Below are 20,000 nucleotides of genomic sequence, written 5' to 3'. Positions count from 1 at the left end.
GTCGATGGAAAACAGGTTAATATTCCTGTACTTCTGGTTATTGCGATGGAGGGACGGAGAAGGCTAGGCCAGCTTGGCGTTGGTTGTCCAAGTTTAAGGTGGTAGGCTGGAATCTTAGGTAAATCCGGGATTCTAAGGCCGAGAGCTGATGACGAGCTAACTTTTAGTTAGCGAAGTGGTTGATGCCATGCTTCCAAGAAAAGCTTCTAAGCTTCAGGTAACCAGGAACCGTACCCCAAACCGACACAGGTGGTTGGGTAGAGAATACCAAGGCGCTTGAGAGAACTCGGGTGAAGGAACTAGGCAAAATGGCACCGTAACTTCGGGAGAAGGTGCGCCGGTGAGGGTGAAGGACTTGCTCCGTAAGCTCATGCCGGTCGAAGATACCAGGCCGCTGCGACTGTTTATTAAAAACACAGCACTCTGCAAACACGAAAGTGGACGTATAGGGTGTGACGCCTGCCCGGTGCCGGAAGGTTAATTGATGGGGTTAGCTAACGCGAAGCTCTTGATCGAAGCCCCGGTAAACGGCGGCCGTAACTATAACGGTCCTAAGGTAGCGAAATTCCTTGTCGGGTAAGTTCCGACCTGCACGAATGGCGTAACGATGGCGGCGCTGTCTCCACCCGAGACTCAGTGAAATTGAAATCGCTGTGAAGATGCAGTGTATCCGCGGCTAGACGGAAAGACCCCGTGAACCTTTACTATAGCTTTGCACTGGACTTTGAATTTGCTTGTGTAGGATAGGTGGGAGGCTTTGAAGCGTGGACGCCAGTCTGCGTGGAGCCAACCTTGAAATACCACCCTGGCAACTTTGAGGTTCTAACTCAGGTCCGTTATCCGGATCGAGGACAGTGTATGGTGGGTAGTTTGACTGGGGCGGTCTCCTCCTAAAGAGTAACGGAGGAGTACGAAGGTGCGCTCAGACCGGTCGGAAATCGGTCGTAGAGTATAAAGGCAAAAGCGCGCTTGACTGCGAGACAGACACGTCGAGCAGGTACGAAAGTAGGTCTTAGTGATCCGGTGGTTCTGTATGGAAGGGCCATCGCTCAACGGATAAAAGGTACTCCGGGGATAACAGGCTGATACCGCCCAAGAGTTCATATCGACGGCGGTGTTTGGCACCTCGATGTCGGCTCATCACATCCTGGGGCTGAAGCCGGTCCCAAGGGTATGGCTGTTCGCCATTTAAAGTGGTACGCGAGCTGGGTTTAGAACGTCGTGAGACAGTTCGGTCCCTATCTGCCGTGGACGTTTGAGATTTGAGAGGGGCTGCTCCTAGTACGAGAGGACCGGAGTGGACGAACCTCTGGTGTTCCGGTTGTCACGCCAGTGGCATTGCCGGGTAGCTATGTTCGGAATAGATAACCGCTGAAAGCATCTAAGCGGGAAACTAGCCTCAAGATGAGATCTCACTGGAACCTTGAGTTCCCTGAAGGGCCGTCGAAGACTACGACGTTGATAGGTTGGGTGTGTAAGCGCTGTGAGGCGTTGAGCTAACCAATACTAATTGCCCGTGAGGCTTGACCATATAACACCCAAGCAATTTGCGTCGGCTCTTTAATACAGAGCAGCAGATTGCGGTGTGTGAAGACGATAGAACCGAAAGTTCGAATCTCACAAAACACCGAAAGCTGTCACATACCCAATTTGCTGAAGCGAGGCATTCTTGTCACGACTCAGTACCCGAATTTCTTGACGACCATAGAGCATTGGAACCACCTGATCCCATCCCGAACTCAGTAGTGAAACGATGCATCGCCGATGGTAGTGTGGGGTTTCCCCATGTGAGAGTAGGTCATCGTCAAGATTAAATTCCAGAACCCCTGTTTGCTAACGCAGACAGGGGTTTTGTTTATGTAGAAGTCCATGAATTTCACCGGCACGTTGCTAGCGTAGTAACGTTCTGGTACACAGAATTTCTTGACGACCATAGAGCATTGGAACCACCTGATCCCATCCCGAACTCAGCAGTGAAACGATGCATCGCCGATGGTAGTGTGGGGTTTCCCCATGTGAGAGTAGGTCATCGTCAAGATTGAATTCCGAAACCCCTGTCTGCTAACGCAGACAGGGGTTTTGTCGTTTAAGGGCTTAGCCTCCAGTGCACATGGGTATCCTCGCAGGCTGGCAACACAAGAGCACTGAATGAAGAGCCATATTGCCGCTGACCACATTCAACCGTGCGCAATCCCTGTCTTGGCGCTCGGTATAGCTTCGGAGCAAGCATCGCACTCAGCGTCGCTCGCCTATGACGATAGCGCGGTCGATTTTTCGCGGCGTGAATGATCAATCACCAATTCCAGGAACACCGACTTTACCGCTGGTCGGCTTCCTGCTCAAAATGAAGATGAATCTCATAAATATCTAAGATTTATCCGAGCTTGGCCGAAAGCCTGATGAGCCATGCGTGCACCGAAATAGAGCGGCCTGAGAGTCCGTCTATCCCGTTACATGGAATGTTCCACTCGGCACGCTCACCCCCCTTTGGCAAAAGAAGTCGATGAAATGAATCTCAAGTTCAGTCATAAAATTCTGTTGGCCGCGTCAGGCGTCGTGGTTTTAGCCTTCGCGTTATTTACGCTCTACAACGACTATCTGCAGCGCAGTACCATCAAGCAAAACCTGGAGTCGTCTATTCAGCAATCAGGTGAACTCACGGCCAGCAGTGTGCAGAACTGGCTCAGTGGCCGCATCCTGGTACTCGAAAACCTGGCACAAAACGTTGCTCATCAGGGCAGTGGTGCCGACCTCCCAGGGTTGGTCGACCAGCCTGCTCTCACCTCGAACTTCCAGTTCACCTATGTCGGTCAAACCAATGGTGTGTTCACGCAACGCCCCGATGCCAAAATGCCCGACGGTTACGACCCTCGTCAGCGCCCTTGGTACAAGCAAGCTGTTGCGGCCGATAAAACCATGCTCACCCCGCCTTACATGGCAGCCGTGGGCGGGCAGATCGTAACCATCGCCCTGCCCGTCAAAAAGAACGGTGAACTGCTGGGCGTGGTAGGCGGTGACCTGAGTCTGCAAACCCTGGTGAAGATCATCAACTCGGTAGATTTCGGCGGCATCGGTCATGCGTTTCTGGTCAGCGCCGACGGCCAAGTCATTGTCAGTCCTGATCAAGACCAAGTGATGAAAAACCTCAAGGACATCTACCCAGGCACCGGCCTGCGTATTGAGAGAGTCAACCAGGACGTTGTCCTCAATGGCCGGGATCGTATTCTGTCGTTTACTCCTATCAGCGGTTTGCCAGGAGCAGATTGGTACATCGGTCTGTCGATCGACAAAGACAAAGCCTACGCGCCGCTAGGTAAATTCCGCACCTCAGCGTTGATTGCCATGTTGATCGCGGTGGTGGCAATTGCCGTGCTCTTAAGCCTGCTGATTCAAGTACTGCTGCGCCCGCTGACTACCATGGGCGTCGCGATGCAGGACATTGCCCAGGGAGAAGGCGATTTGACCCGTCGCCTGGACGTGACCAGCAAGGACGAGTTTGGCGAGGTCGGTAGCGCCTTCAACCAGTTCGTTGAGCGTATCCACGCCTCCATTTCCGAAGTGTCCTCGGCGACACGTCAGGTCCATGACCTGTCCCAGCGTGTCATGGCGTCGTCCAACGCCTCGATCATCGGTTCGGACGAGCAAAGTGCGCGTACCAACAGCGTGGCTGCTGCGATCAACGAGTTGGGCGCCGCTACCCAGGAAATCGCGCGTAACGCGGCCGATGCTTCGCAGCACGCCAGTGGTGCCAGCGAACAGGCAGACGACGGGCGCAAAGTGGTGGAGCAAACCATCCTGGCAATGTCAGAACTGTCGCAAAAGATCAGTCTGTCCTGCACCCAGATCGAAACCCTGAACGCCAGCACCGATAACATTGGTCACATCCTGGATGTGATCAAAGGCATCTCCCAGCAAACCAACTTGTTGGCGCTTAACGCTGCTATCGAGGCGGCCCGTGCCGGTGAAGCCGGACGTGGGTTTGCCGTGGTTGCCGATGAAGTGCGTAACCTGGCTCACCGTACCCAGGAGTCTGCGGAGGAGATCCACAAGATGATCACTTCGCTACAAGTGGGCTCGCGTGAAGCCGTGACCACCATGAACGCCAGCCAGACCTCCAGCGAAGAAAGCGTTGAAGTGGCCAACCAAGCCGGTGAGCGCCTGGTCAGCGTGACGCAGCGAATCGTCGAGATCGATGGCATGAACCAATCGGTGGCCGCAGCGACCGAGGAGCAGACTGCGGTGGTTGAAACCCTAAACGTCGACATCAACCAGATCAACCTGCTGAACCAGCAGGGTGTGGCCAACCTCAACGAAACGTTGAAGGACTGCGATGCGCTGTCCCAACAGGCCAGCCGATTGAAGCAATTAGTCGACAGTTTCAAAATCTGATCCTGGTTGTATAGGAGCGAGGCCTCTCGCTCCTATTGATCAGCTGAGCATCTGGCGCACATTCTCCAGGGCGCTGTCGGCGAAGGCCTGCACAAACTGTTCAAACTCTGCCTGCGTTGTTTCGACTGGCTCGCCGATGAGGGTCCAGGTCGCCCTGGAACGTCCCGTGCCAAGGGCTTCCACGTGCATTGCCGCCCACAACTGGGCGATCCCCAAGGTGTTGTAGATCGTGGTCCATGTCATGTACATGGCGCCTTCGTTCCGGCTATTGAGTTGCTCTACAGCGCAATGGCCATCGTGGAAAAACTTCGTGCGTAATGCACCTACACCTATACCCGTCATCTCGATGTGTGAAAGGGCGGGGATGAAGGCATCAAAGCCTGCGAAGTGGCCTACCACACTCCACAGACGTGCGGCATCGCAGGTGATTTCGACAGACGCGACTACCGGTTTACCGTTCGGGTTGCGGATTAATGTATCGGGCTGCAGCGACTTCATAAGGGTGTCCTGAAGCGGGTCAGAGAAAGCCAGTGGCCTTGAGGTGGTCGTAGCCCTTGCGCAACAGCGCCGGACTCTTTTCCGGGTACTGCTCGCCCATCGCCTTGACACCCTGGCGTGCGTTGTCGTGACAAATCATTGAGGTGTCGCTGATATCTTCTGTGAGGTCATCCAGATAGAAACCGAGTACGCCAAACAATGCGTTATCCGGCCCCACCGTTCGCAGTTCCTTTTGCCAATGCGCAACGCTCACACGCTCGAAGCGATGGCCTGCCTGGCTGAATGCATCGAGGTAGTGATCCCAGCTCAAGGGCTGCGGGTTGTGCAGGTTGAAGACGTTTCTCCCTATCGTAAATTGGCCGCAGTGGAACGCGACAAAACGGGCAAAGAAGTCCACTGGCATCAGGTCGAAGTTCACCTCCAGGCGGGGAGCCAGGCCCAACTGCAACGACCCCTTGAACATCAGCATCAGGCGGTTTTTGTATGGCTCGCAGACACCGCTGCGGCTATTGAACGCGATATTCCCCGGGCGATGGATATTCACCCAAGCGCCTTGCTTCAGCGCGCGCCCCAACAGTCGCTCAGCGACCCACTTGGAGAGGTTGTAGCCATTTTTGAGATAGATTGGCAATGTGGTCACCGCTGGTGTTTCGAGGATGTTCCCCCGGGCGTCGATACTGCTGCATGCCGACAGCGTCGAGATGAAATTGAAGACCTTCTTGCAATGGGTTTCACACAGGCGCAAGCATTCAAGCACCGGTTCGACGTTGTCCCTGGCGAGTGAGGCGTAGTCCATCACATGATTGACCCGCGCCGCGTTGTGCACCAACACACCATGGTTTCGGGCGAGGCGCTCATACACTTCGCAGGTCAGGCCCAGTCGAGGCCGGCTGATGTCGGCGGCATAGACCTGCACCCGGCTCAGGTCCAGATGTTCCAGGCGATACTCGCGTAATGCCTGGGTAAATCGTGCCACCGCCGAGTACCCCGGATGTTCACGTACCAGGCAAGCCACCTCTTGTGCACCGCCCGCCAACAACGCTTCGACGAGATGCACCCCGACAAAGCTGTTGGCACCCGTGACGATCACTTTGCGCGGATCGCCTGCGCGGTCCTTGTGCAGCATCTCGACATTCAGCGCCTGGGAGGCATCCCTCTCCATCTGATCTGACGGGGCCTTGAGCAATGCTCCGTCCTCCATCAGCACGGCGAGTGTGCGAATCGTCGGTGCCTCAAAGAAACGGCTCAAAGAAAGACTGCGGCCAAATTGTTCGCGCAGACGCAGCAGCAGGGTCGACAGCAAAATGGAGTGGCCGCCCAGGCTGAAAAAACTGTCATCGATGGAAAGGTTAGCGTCGGGCACTCCCAACAACTCACTCCACAGCGTCACCAACTGCGTTTGCAGTGGCGTTTGTACAGCGCTGCGGATGGTGTGGGGAGTGGTTCGCACCGGTACCGCCAGCAATGCCTGACGGTTGATCTTGCCGCTGCTGGTGAGCGGCATACTTGGCAACTCGGTCCACACCTCAGGGTGCATGTAAGCCGGCAGCCACTGCTGCGTATATCGCGCCAGGCCAGCCACGGTGGCGCCCGGTTCGGGCTGGGCGACGAAGCTGACAATCCTGCGATCACCATCGATCACCACGGCTACCTGGCGAAATAACCGACTGCTGCGCAGGCACTGCTCGATCTCCTGAGGTTCGACCCGAAAACCACGGATTTTCACTTGGTCATCCCGTCGGCCGCCCAACTCGATCCCGTCCGCGGTCCATTTCGCCAGATCGCCGCTACGGTAAGCCTGGAGCGACTGGCCGTCCGGCAGTTTCAGCTCAACGAAAGGGTTGTCGACCGGCTGCGGCGTGTTCACATACCCCAGGCTTACCCCAGGGCCGATGACGTACAGATCGCCCATCACCTGCTCATCCACCGGTTGCAGATCCTCGTCGAGGATCAAGACTTGGCTGTTGGCGATAGGGCGGCCCAAGTTGCGATTGCCGTCACCGGGCTGAAATGTCCGGTGGGTGACCAGAACCGTGGCCTCAGTGGGGCCGTAGAGATTGTGTAATTGACATTGGCTCGCCAATTGTTCGATCACATACGGCTCGCAGGCTTCACCGCCGGTCAACAAGTGGGTTAGGCCCATTGGCTGATCCAGCGGCAAAATGCTGAGCAATGCCGGCGGCAGAAAAGCGTGGCTGACGTGCTGTTGGCGAATCAGCTCGACCAGTTGCCGGGGGTCGTGCCGTTGGTCTTCGTTTGGGACGATCAACTCCGCGCCGGCTATCAGAGCGGGAAAAATATCAATCAGCGATGAGTCGAAACTCAGCGGCGAAAACTGCAGGACACGGCTCTGTTCGTCCAGTGCCATACAGGCGCCGAGCCAGGCTGTGAAATGCGCAAGATTGCCTTGGCTGAGTATTACGCCCTTCGGCTGGCCAGTGGTACCCGAGGTGAAAAGCGCCATGCAGGGCGCCTCGATGCACGGACGATCTTGCATCAACGGTGACGAGGTGTCGGCGTGCATCGCGTCGACATTGCCGACATTCAGGGTTACGAAATGGTCGCGCAAAGGGTGTTGACCATCATCCAGCAAGACGCTGGCCCCAGTACTTGCCAGCATCGCCTGCTGGCGGTTTGGTGGTTGATCCGGCGCCAATGGCAGGTACACCGCACCGCAACCCAGCACCGCGAGAATGCTGGCGTACAAATCGACGGATTTTTCCAGGCACACGCCGACTACCGCTGGCGTCTCAATACCCTCCAGCAGGGTGCGCAGGCGCTGCTGGATCGACAGGGCCCGAATCTGTAACTGGCGGTAAGTCAGCACGCTGCCCGCGATGTTCAGCGCCGGTCGTTCAGCGAAGGTGTGAAGGCTGGCCTGTAACCGTTCGATCATCGGTACCTGGGCAGCTCGCAACAGTGCCGGCTGCGCTGTGCGATTAAATCGATGTAGAAACGCCAATGTGTCGAGTGCTTGCAGGCCCTGCTCGGGCCAAGCGTTCGCGGTGTTTTTTGCAGCGAAGAAGTCTGGGTCCCTCGAAAAACTGCTGACCAGCAGCGAGATCCATTCCACCAGCGCATTCGTCGCTTGTCGGCGCAGTTGTTGGCCGTTTCCGCTGGGCTCTTCAGCAACGTCTTTCACCGCCAGTACGCGCCGATTATGGTCATAGCAGCGCAACTGTAGTGAGGGAAGACCGCATTCGGCCACTGGGCCGATTCCCAGGCGCAGGCTTATCCATTGGGTTTCTTGGAAATGTGTGAGCAGTGGTTGGCTACCGTCTTCAATGAACACGTCGAGGGCTTCTGTCCCGGTTTTGTGCCCGTATTGTTCCAGCGCTTTCTTGACCGCCTCCAGGGCGTTGCTTGTGCCGTTCCACCCAATCGTCAAACGCCTCATGCGGACCTCCCCGACTCGGGTAGATAGTCGTTCAGGGCTCGGGCGACGCTCGGTGTTTGCAGTACACCGCTGTGGTGCAGGAACCTCATGATATTGCCGAGCAGCGGGTGCTGGTGGGTGACGGGAAAGTCCAGTGCTGTGACTTCCTCCCGAAGCGCCCGGCGAGTGTTTGCGCTCACGTCCAGATGTTCGATCAGGTGCAGATTGAAGCTTTTCTGCAGATCGTTGGTCAGGTAATGCCTCAAAAAGGTCGGCAGAATCTCAGCGATGCAGTCGCGGTCCATTGGGCTTGCCGCCTGCCAGTAGATACGTACCAGATGCGTCCAGAACTGTGCATGGCGGCCTTCATCAAACAAGTGATCGGCCATCAAGCCACGGATGGATGCCTTGACACTGTCGTCCTTGGAAAATGCTGCTACGTCACGGGTTACGGTGTTCTCGGCGATGGCCACGCCAATCAACTCCACCGCATCGCGCAAGTGTCTTGGTGCCAGCGCCTGTGCTGCCGGCAGGGCACGGCTCAGTTCGATTTGCCCGGGCAGTTCGAGCGGTTGTATGCCAGTCATTTCCACGGTCTGTTGCAGGAAATCCAACGCTACCAGCGCGTGGTAATCCTCATCTACCACGACGGTCATCGCGTCATAACGGCAGGCGAGGGGGAAGGGCAGCGAGAAACGATTCTTGGCAATGCTGCGGGCGGTCTTGTCGACGATCTCGGTTTCGAAGATCACCACGTCATTAATGAATTTGTAGAAGCTTTGTACCAATACGAAGTCGCGCCACTGTGGGCAGTATTCGAGAAAGGTCTCACTTAGCACCAGAGGCTGGCGGCACACGGGATAGATCAATCTGTCGTCGTTTTCCAGCAAGCGCCGAGGGCGGGTGCGGATGGTTGCGCGGTGTTCCCAGTCTTCGGCAAAGGAGCGGTAGTCGGCGGCGTTCATGGCTGCACCTCTTGCAGCGAGGCGCGCACGTCGTCCCAGAAGCTTATGCGGCTCTGCACGGTGGCGAGGGCGATGTCATCTGCTTGGCGTTGGCGAGTCGGATCTGCGCCGATCAGGCGCTGGAGCAACTGCTCTGCTCCTGGCCCATGATCTTGAGTGTCCAGCTCGATGTGACGGTTGAGGTAGTGGCACCAGGTGGGCGCTTGACGGCCAATGAATGCGTTGTTGTGCAGAATGCGTTCGAACATCGACGCAATGACACTCTCGCGGCCGTGCAGGAAGGCCGCCGCCACGCAATGGGTAGGTGCGGTTAACGCGATCTGTAATGTGCTGTCGACAAAGCGGGCTACACCAGGTAGCACACCGATCATTTGTAAGGCTGCGCTTGCCTCCACCCCCTGATGCTGCAACTCAATGAAGCGTTGAATAGCGGTAGTGTCGGCGCCGACCTCGGCCATCGCTTCGAGATACAGTTCGAAGTGGCTGCAATAGCCGCGTGTTGGATGTTCGTCTGACTCTTCGTCTAACACTATTTCATTGATGAGGCGTGCGGCTTGCGGGTCAGCGGGCGGGAGCCAGGGTAATTGCGTGCAGGTCAGGTCCTGCTGCAGGCGTTTGGTCAGGGTCATGAAGTCCCAAACAGCAAATACATGGTACTCCATGAAAAGTTGTAACTTATTAAGTGAAGCTATTTCTTTAAATAACAGATGGTTGCACAACTGTAGTTTTTTTTGTTCAAGTAAGTGTTGATGCATGGTTGACGCCTATAAATTGTTGCGACTGCTCTGAAAACAGTAATGGAATTATGGTGTTAAAAGTAGGCCAGGCCACGCGCGCAGTGCTAGCAGGACATAGGTGTGCGCTATAGAGTGAAGTGCTTGGTTTATGGCGTGGAGATAATAATCTGATTAAACGCTTTGATGAGCTTAAGAATGTATTAGATATTTTTTCGAGAAGGTTTTTGTTGTGGGTAAGTTTCCTGCGTAAATGTGGGAAGTTACCAATTATATAAGCAGGCTTATTTAAGATTAGTTGTTCTGACGTCGGATGTGCCGACGAGGGCCCCTCCTTGATGGGCAAGGAGCCCCGCAACGCATCAGGGTTCGGAGGGGAGCGGGAGGACCTTACTGCACGCCTTTCTTATCAGCGGTTTCCAGACCATTGAGGTAAGTAGTGATCACCTCCATCCCTCGCATAAGGTGATTGCGCAGCGTCAGGATGCTTTCGTCGACCTTCTTCTGCGCCACCAGGCTCAGCAGCTCACGGTGATCTTCCTGGGACGTCTCGCCCAGCCCCATGGCCTCGAGGTTGAAGCGCAGAAAGCGCTCTTCCTCATTCAAGCCGTGTTCAACCAGTTTGAGCAGCCGCTGGTTGGGCGCTTTGCCATACAGCGCCATGTGGAACAGGCGGTTGAGGCGACCAATCTCGGTGTAGTCTTTCTCGCGTTCCAGTGCTTGGATGTAGGCATCGGCTTGGGCAATGTCGGCGTCGGTAAGCAATGGGATCGACAAGCGTAGCGCTTCGGACTCCAGCAGCATGCGCAGGGCATAGGTTTCAGCCGAATTGTCTTCGATCAACGGTGCAACCACGGCGCCCTTGTGCGTCACCACGTGCAGCAAGGATTGAGCTTCCAACTGGCGCAAGGCTTCACGCACGGGCATGCGGCTGACGCCGAACAGGCTGGCTAGCTCTTGCTGGCGCATAGCGGTACCACAGGGTAATCGGCCATCGAGAATGGCATTGCGCAACGTTTCTTCAATAACGGCGCGGGCAAGATGGGCGGGAATAGGCCCGCTGACTTTGATGCTGCTTAAGAGGTTCGGCTTCTGCGTCACGGTTACGCTATCCTCCTTTCTTGATGGAGTGTGTTCAATTGGATCCAATGCACACTAAAGATGGGCCACACGCTTGTCAAACAGCCAAAGTTTCCGTTTGTAAGGGCTTACAGCCTGTACTTTGAGCATCCCACAGGGAGCGGTTATAAACTTGGCCCACTTATGAATGATTGCACTATGCCATTGTTTTTTGTTGGTCGAGGCTTCACCATTCCTTGAAATTCCGTCTCTTTCCACGGACTGAACGCCTTGGCGGTAAGTTTTATTCCCTCTCGAATCCTTAGCTGGCTACTTTCAGCGGTTTTGTTGGCTGGCTTGATGCTCGGCGGGCTGCATGCCGATTGGGATTTCTCTCAGATCAGCCGCAACGCCACCGCTTTGTACGGGCCTCTGGGGGAGGGCCAGCAGCGTATTGATGCCTGGCAGCGACTGCTGGCAACCCAAAAACAAGTCAGCGAACAAGAACAGCTCAAAGTCGTCAACCTGTTCTTCAACAAGCAGATGACTTACATGGAAGACATCGACCTTTGGCACGTGGTCGACTATTGGGAGACGCCCATCGAAGCCCTATGGAAAGGGGCCGGCGACTGCGAAGACTACGCGATAGCCAAGTATTTCAGCTTGCGTCACCTGGGTGTCTCCAGCGACAAATTGCGCATTACCTACGTTAAGGCGTTGCGTCAGAATCGCGCTCATATGGTTCTGACCTATTATTCGACCCCCGACGCTATCCCGCTGGTGCTCGACAGCCTGATGGATGAAATCCTGCCGGCAACCCGCCGTACCGACCTGGTCCCGGTGTATTCATTCAATGCCGAAGGTTTGTACCTGCCCGGCGCCAAGGGCAACAAGAAAGTCGGTGATACCAAACGCTTGTCGCGTTGGCAGGATGTGTTGAGAAAAATGCGTGCGGAAGGCTTCCCGGCCGAGCCTGCCAACTAGGAGTAACTGATCGGATGTCTCTGTTCAAACAACTATTGATCGCAATCTGTCTGTTCCTCGTCGTCGCCTTCAGCGGCAGCTTCATGGTCAGTCTGGAAAGCTCGCGCACGCAATACGTTAACCAGTTGCGCTCGCATGCACAGGATGCGGCGACGGCGCTGGCGCTTTCGCTGACGCCCAATATCGACGACCCGGCCATGGTGGAGTTGCTGGTCAGCTCGATTTTCGACAGTGGCTATTACGCCAGCATCCGCGTGGTGGACTTGGCCACTGACAAAACCATCGTCGAGCGCACCGGTATTCCTGATAACAACGGTGTGCCCAACTGGTTCGTAAAGCTGATCGGCCTGGAGCCGGCCGGTGGTGACGCGTTAGTCAATCGCGGCTGGGAGCAGGCAGCGCGCGTGGAAGTGGTCAGCCATCCGATGTTCGCTCTGGCCAAACTCTGGCAAAGCGCCTTGGGCAGCCTAGGGTGGCTGTTGTTGTGCGGTGCGGTGAGTGCGGTACTCGGGGCGCTGTTGCTGCGCCGGCAATTGAAACCGTTGGACTACATGGTCAAGCAATCCCACGCTATCGCCCGCCGGGAATTCCTCAGCCTGCCTGATCTGCCACGTACGCCGGAACTGCGGCGTGTAGTGCAGGCCATGAACCAGATGGTGGAAAAACTCAAGGCCCTGTTCCAGGAGCAGGCTGAGCGCAGCGAAAAACTGCGCACCGAATCCTACCAAGACAACCTCACCGGCCTCGCCAACCGCCGTTACTTCGAGATGCAACTCAATGCCCGTGTCAGTAACCCGGAGGAAACCAATTCCGGCTACCTGCTGGTGTTGCGGGTCAAGGATCTGGCAGGCCTCAACCAGCGCCTGGGTGGCCAGCGTACCGACCAGTTGCTGCAAGCGGTCGGCGAACAACTGCTGCGCCAGTGCGAGCCCTACCCGGAAACCCAGAACCTCGTCACCCGTATTCGCGGCGGGGAGTTCGCGGTGCTGGCGCCGGGATTGATGCGCGAAGAAGCGCTGCAATTGGCGCAGAACCTCGAAAGCACCTTGCTCAGTCTGCAGGCCACTGGGGCCAGTGACGTCACGCCGGTCGCCTATATCGGCCTGGCGCCGTTTAACCATGGCGACTCCCCCCAGGCGCTGTTGACCTTGGCTGACCAAGCTTTGGCCCAAGCCGAAGGGCAGGGTGACACCACTTGGGTGTGCCTCGACCGCAGCGCCGCCGCCAGCGTCGGCGACGATCACCATGCTTGGCACACGCTGCTGGACCAGGCCCTGACCCAACAGCGCTTCCAACTGTACTTCCAACCGGTAGTCGCAAGCGCAGACCCGCAATTGGTCTTGCACTACAAAGTGCTGTCGCGCTTGCAGGATGAGGATGGACACACGATACCCGCCGGGCGCTTCCTGCCTTGGCTTGAACGCTTCGGTTGGACGGCACGTTTGGACCGCTTGATGCTGGAGCAAGTGCTCAAGCAGATGGTTAGCCACAGCCATAGCCTTGCGTTGAACCTGTCGGCCGCGACCTTGCAGGACGCCCAGACGCTGAATCGAATTTTTGAGTTGCTACGCCAGCACAGCAGCCTGGGCCCGCGCCTGACCCTGGAAATCGGCGAAGAACAATTGCCGGAGCAAGCCCTGCTGGAGCAGTTGACCCACCGCCTGCGCGAGTTGGGGTTCTCCCTCAGCCTCCAACGTTTTGGTGGGCGATTCAGCATGATCGGCAATTTGGCGCGCCTGGGCCTGGCGTACCTGAAGATCGACGGCAGCTACATCCGCGCCATTGATCAGGAAAGCGACAAACGCCTGTTTATCGAGGCCATTCAGCGCGCGGCCCATAGCATCGACTTGCCGTTGATTGCCGAGCGTGTGGAGACCGAGGGTGAGCTGAAGGTGATTCGCGAGATGGGCATTTTTGGCGTGCAGGGTCAGCTATTTGGTGAGCCCGCGCCGTGGAAATAATTCACTGACTTCGCAGATTAAAGTGTGGGGGCGGGCTGTTGTGGCGAACGGGCTTGTCCCGCGTTGGGCTGCGCAGCAGCCCCAAAACCAGGCGCTGAGGAGTGCCTGACTCACCGCATTCCTCTCTATTGGGGCTGCTTCGCAGCCCAACGCGGGACAAGCCCGCTCGCCACAGAAAGCGCGCGCCTACAGTAGCGCTAATCAGATCAACCCAGTCTCTTCATCATTGATCAGGTGGCTCAGGCCACCCAACGCTTCCCGTGCCTGGTTGCGGTCCAGCAACTTGGCCTGGGCGGCAGGTGGCAAGTCCGTCACGCTGATCAACCCCTTACGGGTCAGCACCTGGATCAAGTCGTCCAGTACCCGGATCATCTCCAAGTCACTCTGCTTGAGCTGTGCCAGGCTGGTTTCCACCACTTCGTTGGCGTACCAGGCCTGGATCTCATGATGATCGGCCGGCAGAGTTTCGGTTGACTCGGCGAAGGCGGCTGCTTCCACACGACTCAGCACGCCCTGTGCATCACGTTGCACGTAAAACATAAGAACCCCTTGGAAATGAGCCACACGCCGTCACCAGCATAGGTCAGCGGTGTGTTTATAGGCGCGAGTATGCGATGCAACCCTGCATCAGGGCCAGTAACCTGTCACCCAAATAAATCGGCCGCCCTGAGGGCGGCCGATTTATCGCGTCTTAGGCGGTGTGATCGATCTTGATGGTCGGGTCGGCACCACTGATCAGCGAGTTGATGCTGGTGTGGGACCAATCGTTGCCTTCCAGCTTGATCGTCACATCGGCATTGGCCAGGCCGCCGGCGGCGTTGAGCTTGCCTTCACTGCTGACTTGCAGGGTCGACACGCCGTCTACCGTGGTGATCTTGAGGTAGTTGTCGATGGTGCTGTCCGTCTCACCTTTCAACAGATCCCGAAGATCGATCCGATCACCTTCCGATGCCTTGAAGTCCTTGATCACGTCGTTGCCTGTGTCACCGGATTTCCACACGAAGGTGTCGGCACCCGAACCGCCGATCAGGATGTCGTTGCCCGGACCACCGATCAACGTGTCGTTACCGGTGCCGCCCAGCAGGATGTCATTGCCTTTGCCGCCGTCCAGTGTGTCGTTGCCGCCCTGGCCGAACAGGATGTCATCACCCGCGCCGCCCAGTAGCGTGTCGTTGCCATCTTTGGCGCCGGACACGTCGAAGTCAGCGTAGTGCTCGGTCACATACTGGTGCACATTAGAGGCGGTCACGGCAGTAACAGCCACACCGGTTTTCTGTGCCACAAAGGCCTGCAGCGCGTTGTAACCCTCACCGGTAATCCCGCTGAAGCTCACCAAGTCGCCGAAGAGGATGTCGTTGCCGTCGCCACCGTTGATGGTGTCGGCGCCTGGCAGGGTCGCTTCGGTGTGACCGAGGATAGCGTTGGCCAGGTCCTTCGGATCGATATTGCTCTGCGGTACGCCATCGCTGTCGTAAGGCTTCAGGTCACTGAGGCTGACGTCACCGTTGATGCCGATGGCTTCTACCGCCGACAAGCCTTTGAGCAGCGCAAAACCGCTGCTGGCGTTGTTGGTGGTCGCCGTGTCGGTGCTGTAGCCAGTACCGTTGAGGTAAGAGACTTCAAACGTCCCGTCACCCTGGGCGTGCACGGTTCCGATCACGCCATTGTCATACCAGCTGCCACTGCGGTTCTGTACCCACTGGTGCACCTGGCCCTGGTTGTCAATCAACTGCAGGTTGGTGCCATTGACGTTGATGCTGAACGTGTTACCCAGCACATAGTTGTTAGCGTTGACGTAGTCGTCCAGTCGGCCATCAGTGACGTTGCTGTTGTAGAAGTCCGTCACCAACGGGTTGGTCTGCTCGCCGCTCTGGTAGTACGTCGGCTTACCGTCGGTGATGAAGTAGGTCAGGTTGGTAGCACCGGTGTTGCCGGTGGCCAGCCCGCTTTGGAAGAAGTTGGCCGTGGCCTTGAACACGTCTTCGTAGTTGGTGCCGCCACCCGACACCATCGAATCCAGTACCGCCTTGAGCAAGACCAGGGCGTTTGGATCGTTGAGGTTGATCGCGACCGACTTGTTCACCTGGGTATCGAAGTCTGCCAGGAAGATATTCACGGTGCCTGACGTGTTGGCGCCCAGGCTGTTTTTCAGCGAGTTGAACACCGAGGTCAGCGAAGCCTTCGCCGCGTTGACCGAGTCGGTACTCATACTGCCGGAGCTGTCCACCATAAACGCAATGTTGTAGTTCTTACCCTGCACTACGTTCAGGCCGCCGATGTCGGCTACGACGATATCGTTGCCATCGGTGCCGGTGATCGCGTCGCTGCCCGAAGTGCCCGTTACCGCGTTGTAGGTCGCCGGGTACACCGTGACCGGCAATTGCGCGGTGGTGATCGCCGAACCGCCGAGGCTTTCGGTGGAGGTCGAGGTGACCGTCAGGTTGAACTGGCCGCTGTAGTAGGTCGGCGGCTTGATGGTCAGGGTGCTCAGGTCCCAATTGGTAACGTTCACTTCGCCCACGGCTTTAGTCGCGGTGAAGGTGTGCCCGGAGGCATCGGTGAGTACGGAGCCTGCCGGTACACCGCTGATCTTCACGCTCAGGGTTTCCGAACCGTCGGTGTCGGTCAGTGCCGTGGTGACTTTGGACAGCTTCACGGTGCCGTTTTCCTGGCCTTCGTTGAGCTTGTAGCCCACGTAGTAGCCGTCGCCATTGCTGCCATGCAGATCGGACACCGTCACGCCGGCGTTGGTCAGGTCAGTAATGCCGGTATACAGCGGCACGCCGCTGGTGCTCAGGTCCTGGACCGCGCCACCGTTGATCGACACGTTGACGTCATAGCTGCCAGGGCCGGACTGGTTGGCATGGTAGATCTCGAGGCTGTAGTAGCCGCTCACCGTTGGGGTGATCGAGCCGCTGAACTTGCCGCTGTTGGTGCCCCACAGCGCACTGGCCACGTCTTTGCCGCCGATGTTGACCACCAAGCTGTCATCGCCGGTGCCGCTGAAGGTATAGGTCTTGCCGGCTTCCATGTAGATCAGGCCGGAGGTCTTCGAACCTGCGCCACCGCTAACGTTCGCGGTGGACTCGACATTGGTTACGGTGGTGGTGCTGCTCGGCGTGCCGGCGCTATCAATGACTTTCTTCAGCACGTCCGGCGCAGCGCCGTTGCCGTTGGTACCAATGCCGGACAGGCTGTTCCAGCTTTGCTTGATCAAGCCGACCGAACTGACGTTGTTGTCGGCCACACTCAGGGTCGGTGCGTCGGCCACCGGGGTGATGTCGACTTTCACCGTAGCGCTGGTGCCCAGGTCCTTGCCATCGGTAGGCTGGAACTTGAACTGCGCATAATCCGCCTGCTTGTTGCCAATGCCTGTGCCGCCGTAACCGTCTGCGCCGGATTCGTTGGCGTTCGGCATGAAGCGCAATTGGCCGCCATCGATCTGGGCTTTGGTGAAGGTCTGGCCGCTGGTCACGTTGGCCCATGTCACGCCATCCGCCGCGAGGTATTGCAGCTTGCCGGCTACCGGCAGGTCGGTGATTTTCACGCCGAGGCTGCTTTGTGGCGAATCCACATCGGTCACGCCGAAGTTGGCCCAGGTCAGGGCCAGCGGCGTGTCTTCGGTGCCGGTCACAGCGCTGCCGGTGGCTACTGGCGCGTCGTTGACCGCCACCACGTTGACGGTGGTGGTGGCCACGTTGGAGTAGTTGCCTCCATCGGTCACGGTCACGGTAATGGTCCGCGGCGTGGTGCTTGGGTCGTGGCTGTTGTTGGTAAACGTGATGTTCTGGATGCGCTGCATGTAATCAGCCAGCGTCGCGCTGCCCGACAACGTCAGGGTGATGGTGCCCGTCTGGTTGTTGGTGCTGACGGTGATGCCATTCACGCTGTTGCCCAGGTTCAGTGCATCACCGGTCTGCGCGTTGGTCAGCGTGACCGTCGCGCCGGTCAGCATCGTGCTGTCCGGGTCGGTGATATTGATATCGGTGTCGGAGATCGACACACCTGGGCCGGCCGTGCCTTCGGTGAAGGTTGTCTTGTAGTCGGCGCCGGTGGCGCCGCTGGAATTGTTGACATCCAGGTCGATGACCGGTGGCGCATCGTTGTCGATGATATTGGTGCTGACGCTGCCTTTGCCAACCACCAGGCTCTCGAAGTTGCCGCCCGTGGCCTTGTCGATGGTGATGACTATATTTTCCGTAGGCTCGGTGATCGTGTCGTCAATCGTGCGGATATCAAACGGCACGCTGCTGGCGCCGGCCGGGATTTTCACGGTGTACACGCCAGTGAAGTCCGAACCGTCGGTGGCAGTGCCACTGTACTTGAGCGTCACGGTCACATCGGTTTGCGCCGGGTTGCTCAGGGTCAGGGTGTAATGCGCGGTGCCACCTTCAGTCACCGATGCATCGCCGTTGATGCTGATGGTGGTGGTGTCGATCGAATCGGTGATGACAGTTTTAGCCGCATCAGGATTTGTCACCAGCTTCTCGAAGTTACCGCCGTCGGTCTTGGTGATGGTGGTGCTGACGGTCGAACCGTTGTTGTAAACGTCGTTGGCCGGGGTGTGGAACACCGCCGTGCCAGTCAGTTGATCGGCCTTGATGGTGATGGTTTGGCCGTTGCTCAACGTTACGGTGACGTCGGTTTGCGCCTTGTTGGTCAAGGTCGCGGTGTAGGTGATGTCACCACCTTCAACCACTGTTTTGTCAGCGGTCAGAGTGATGGTGGTGGTATCGATCGAATCGGTGATGACAGTTTTAGCCGCATCAGGATTTGTCACCAACTTCTCGAAGTTACCGCCGTCGGTCTTGGTAATGGTGGTGCTGACGGTGGAACCGTTGTTGTAGACGTCGTTGGCCGGGGTGTGGAACACCGCCGTACCAGTCAGTTGATCGGCCTTGATGGTGATGGTTTGGCCGTTGCTCAACGTTACGGTGACGTCGGTTTGCGCCTTGTTGGTCAGGGTCGCGGTGTAGGTGATGTCCCCGCCTTCAACCACTGTTTTATCAGCGGTCAGAGTAACGGTGGTGGTATCGATCGAGTCGGTGATGACAGTTTTAGCCGCATCAGGATTCGTTACCAGCTTCTCGAAGTTACCGCCTTCAGCCTTCGTAATCGTAGTGCTGATGGTCGAACCGTTGTTGTAAACGTCGTTAGCCGGGGTGTGGAACACCGCCGTGCCGACGGACTCACCGGCTTTGATGGTGATGGTTTGGCCGTTGCTCAACGTCACGGTTACCGCAGTTTGCGACGGGTTAGTCAGCGTGGCGGTGTACGTGATGTCGCCACCTTCAACCACGGTTTTATCCGCGGTCAGTGTAACGGTGGTGGTGTCGATCGAGTCGGTGATAACAGTTTTAGCTGCATCAGGATTTGTCACCAACTTCTCGAAGTTACCGCCGTCGGTCTTGGTGATGGTGGTGCTGACGGTCGAACCGTTGTTGTAAACGTCGTTGGCCGGGGTGTGGAACACCGCCGTGCCGGTGAGCTGATCGGCCTTAATGGTGATCGTCTGACCATTCGAGAGGGTTACGGTGACGTCGGTTTGCGCCTTGTTGGTCAGGGTCGCGGTGTAGGTGATGTCCCCGCCTTCAACCACTGTTTTGTCAGCGGTCAGGGTGACGGTGGTGGTGTCGATCGAATCGGTGATGACAGTTTTAGCCGCATCAGGATTCGTCACCAACTTCTCGAAGTTACCGCCTTCGGTCTTGGTGATGGTGGTGCTGACGGTGGAACCGTTGTTGTAGACGTCGTTGGCCGGGGTGTGGAACACCGCCGTGCCGGTGAGCTGATCGGCCTTAATGGTGATCGTCTGACCGTTGCTCAACGTTACGGTGACGTCAGTTTGCGCCTTGTTGGTCAAGGTCGCGGTGTAGGTGATGTCACCACCTTCAACCACTGTTTTGTCAGCGGTCAGGGTAACGGTGGTGGTGTCGATCGAGTCGGTGATAACAGTTTTAGCTGCATCAGGATTTGTCACCAACTTCTCGAAGTTACCGCCGTCGGTCTTGGTGATGGTGGTGCTGACGGTCGA

Annotated in this window: 9 protein-coding genes, 3 rRNA genes and 1 pseudogene (1 of these 13 running past the window's edge); 6 read left to right on the top strand and 7 right to left on the bottom strand. The window is 57.1% G+C overall.

What is annotated here, in order from left to right; translation table 11 throughout:
• The 4 genes from BFL40_RS27760 to BFL40_RS27745 all read left to right on the top strand — a co-directional run.
• Positions 1 to 1,531 (top strand): 23S ribosomal RNA (locus BFL40_RS27760); it begins 1,361 nt to the left of the window's first position.
• Between the two features lie 163 nt (positions 1,532 to 1,694).
• A 5S ribosomal RNA gene (gene rrf, locus BFL40_RS27755) occupies positions 1,695 to 1,810 on the top strand.
• A 112-nt stretch (positions 1,811 to 1,922) separates the two neighbouring features.
• A 5S ribosomal RNA gene (gene rrf / locus BFL40_RS27750) occupies positions 1,923 to 2,038 on the top strand.
• Between the two features lie 470 nt (positions 2,039 to 2,508).
• Entirely contained in the window at positions 2,509 to 4,389 is a 1,881-nt protein-coding gene (locus tag BFL40_RS27745) for a methyl-accepting chemotaxis protein (protein ID WP_071486934.1), read from the top strand.
• 39 nt (positions 4,390 to 4,428) lie between these two features.
• On the opposite strand, the gene BFL40_RS27740 is transcribed toward BFL40_RS27745, so the two are convergent.
• From BFL40_RS27740 to BFL40_RS27720, 5 genes are all read right to left on the bottom strand, one after another.
• Positions 4,429 to 4,887 (bottom strand): SRPBCC family protein, encoded by a 459-nt coding sequence (locus BFL40_RS27740; RefSeq protein ID WP_071486933.1) that lies wholly within the window; start codon positions 4,885 to 4,887, stop codon positions 4,429 to 4,431.
• Between the two features lie 19 nt (positions 4,888 to 4,906).
• Positions 4,907 to 8,284 (bottom strand): amino acid adenylation domain-containing protein, encoded by a 3,378-nt coding sequence (locus tag BFL40_RS27735; RefSeq protein ID WP_071486932.1) that lies wholly within the window; start codon positions 8,282 to 8,284, stop codon positions 4,907 to 4,909.
• On the bottom strand, positions 8,281 to 9,228 hold the full coding sequence (locus BFL40_RS27730) for a diiron oxygenase (RefSeq protein WP_071486931.1): 948 nt from the start codon (positions 9,226 to 9,228) through the stop codon (positions 8,281 to 8,283). Before BFL40_RS27730 ends, BFL40_RS27735 begins: the two co-directional genes overlap by 4 nt.
• Positions 9,225 to 9,983 carry a DUF3050 domain-containing protein gene (locus tag BFL40_RS27725; RefSeq protein WP_071486930.1) on the bottom strand — a complete coding sequence of 253 codons (759 nt, stop codon included), beginning with the start codon at positions 9,981 to 9,983 and terminating at the stop codon, positions 9,225 to 9,227. Before BFL40_RS27725 ends, BFL40_RS27730 begins: the two co-directional genes overlap by 4 nt.
• A 369-nt stretch (positions 9,984 to 10,352) precedes the next feature.
• Positions 10,353 to 11,063 carry a GntR family transcriptional regulator gene (locus tag BFL40_RS27720; RefSeq protein ID WP_071486929.1) on the bottom strand — a complete coding sequence of 237 codons (711 nt, stop codon included), beginning with the start codon at positions 11,061 to 11,063 and terminating at the stop codon, positions 10,353 to 10,355.
• Between the two features lie 249 nt (positions 11,064 to 11,312).
• Here BFL40_RS27720 and lapG point away from each other — a divergent pair, with 249 nt between their 5' ends.
• Entirely contained in the window at positions 11,313 to 12,005 is a 693-nt protein-coding gene (gene lapG, locus BFL40_RS27715) for a cysteine protease LapG (protein WP_071486928.1), read from the top strand.
• Positions 12,006 to 12,019: 14 nt separating this feature from the next.
• Positions 12,020 to 13,966 carry a cyclic di-GMP receptor LapD gene (lapD, locus tag BFL40_RS27710; protein WP_071486927.1) on the top strand — a complete coding sequence of 649 codons (1,947 nt, stop codon included), beginning with the start codon at positions 12,020 to 12,022 and terminating at the stop codon, positions 13,964 to 13,966.
• 201 nt (positions 13,967 to 14,167) lie between these two features.
• Here the strand turns inward: lapD and BFL40_RS27705 are convergent, their stop codons facing one another.
• Positions 14,168 to 14,506: a tryptophan synthase subunit beta gene (locus BFL40_RS27705; protein WP_071486926.1), complete on the bottom strand. Its 339-nt coding sequence runs from the start codon at positions 14,504 to 14,506 to the stop codon at positions 14,168 to 14,170.
• A 151-nt stretch (positions 14,507 to 14,657) separates the two neighbouring features.
• Positions 14,658 to 20,000 (bottom strand): annotated as a pseudogene (locus BFL40_RS27700) (LapA family giant adhesin); the annotation flags it as partial.

It is taken from the genome of Pseudomonas costantinii, from assembly GCF_001870435.1.
GTDB lineage: Bacteria > Pseudomonadota > Gammaproteobacteria > Pseudomonadales > Pseudomonadaceae > Aquipseudomonas > Aquipseudomonas costantinii.
This window is presented reverse-complemented; position numbering and strand designations above follow the sequence as displayed.

Coding starts and splice junctions, on each gene's coding strand:
- BFL40_RS27745 (WP_071486934.1), top strand. CDS start 2,509: ATGAATCTCAAGTTCAGTCATAAAATTCTGTTGGCCGCGTCAGGCGTC.
- BFL40_RS27740 (WP_071486933.1), bottom strand. CDS start 4,887: ATGAAGTCGCTGCAGCCCGATACATTAATCCGCAACCCGAACGGTAAA.
- BFL40_RS27735 (WP_071486932.1), bottom strand. CDS start 8,284: ATGAGGCGTTTGACGATTGGGTGGAACGGCACAAGCAACGCCCTGGAG.
- BFL40_RS27730 (WP_071486931.1), bottom strand. CDS start 9,228: ATGAACGCCGCCGACTACCGCTCCTTTGCCGAAGACTGGGAACACCGC.
- BFL40_RS27725 (WP_071486930.1), bottom strand. CDS start 9,983: ATGCATCAACACTTACTTGAACAAAAAAAACTACAGTTGTGCAACCAT.
- lapD (WP_071486927.1), top strand. CDS start 12,020: ATGTCTCTGTTCAAACAACTATTGATCGCAATCTGTCTGTTCCTCGTC.
- BFL40_RS27705 (WP_071486926.1), bottom strand. CDS start 14,506: ATGTTTTACGTGCAACGTGATGCACAGGGCGTGCTGAGTCGTGTGGAA.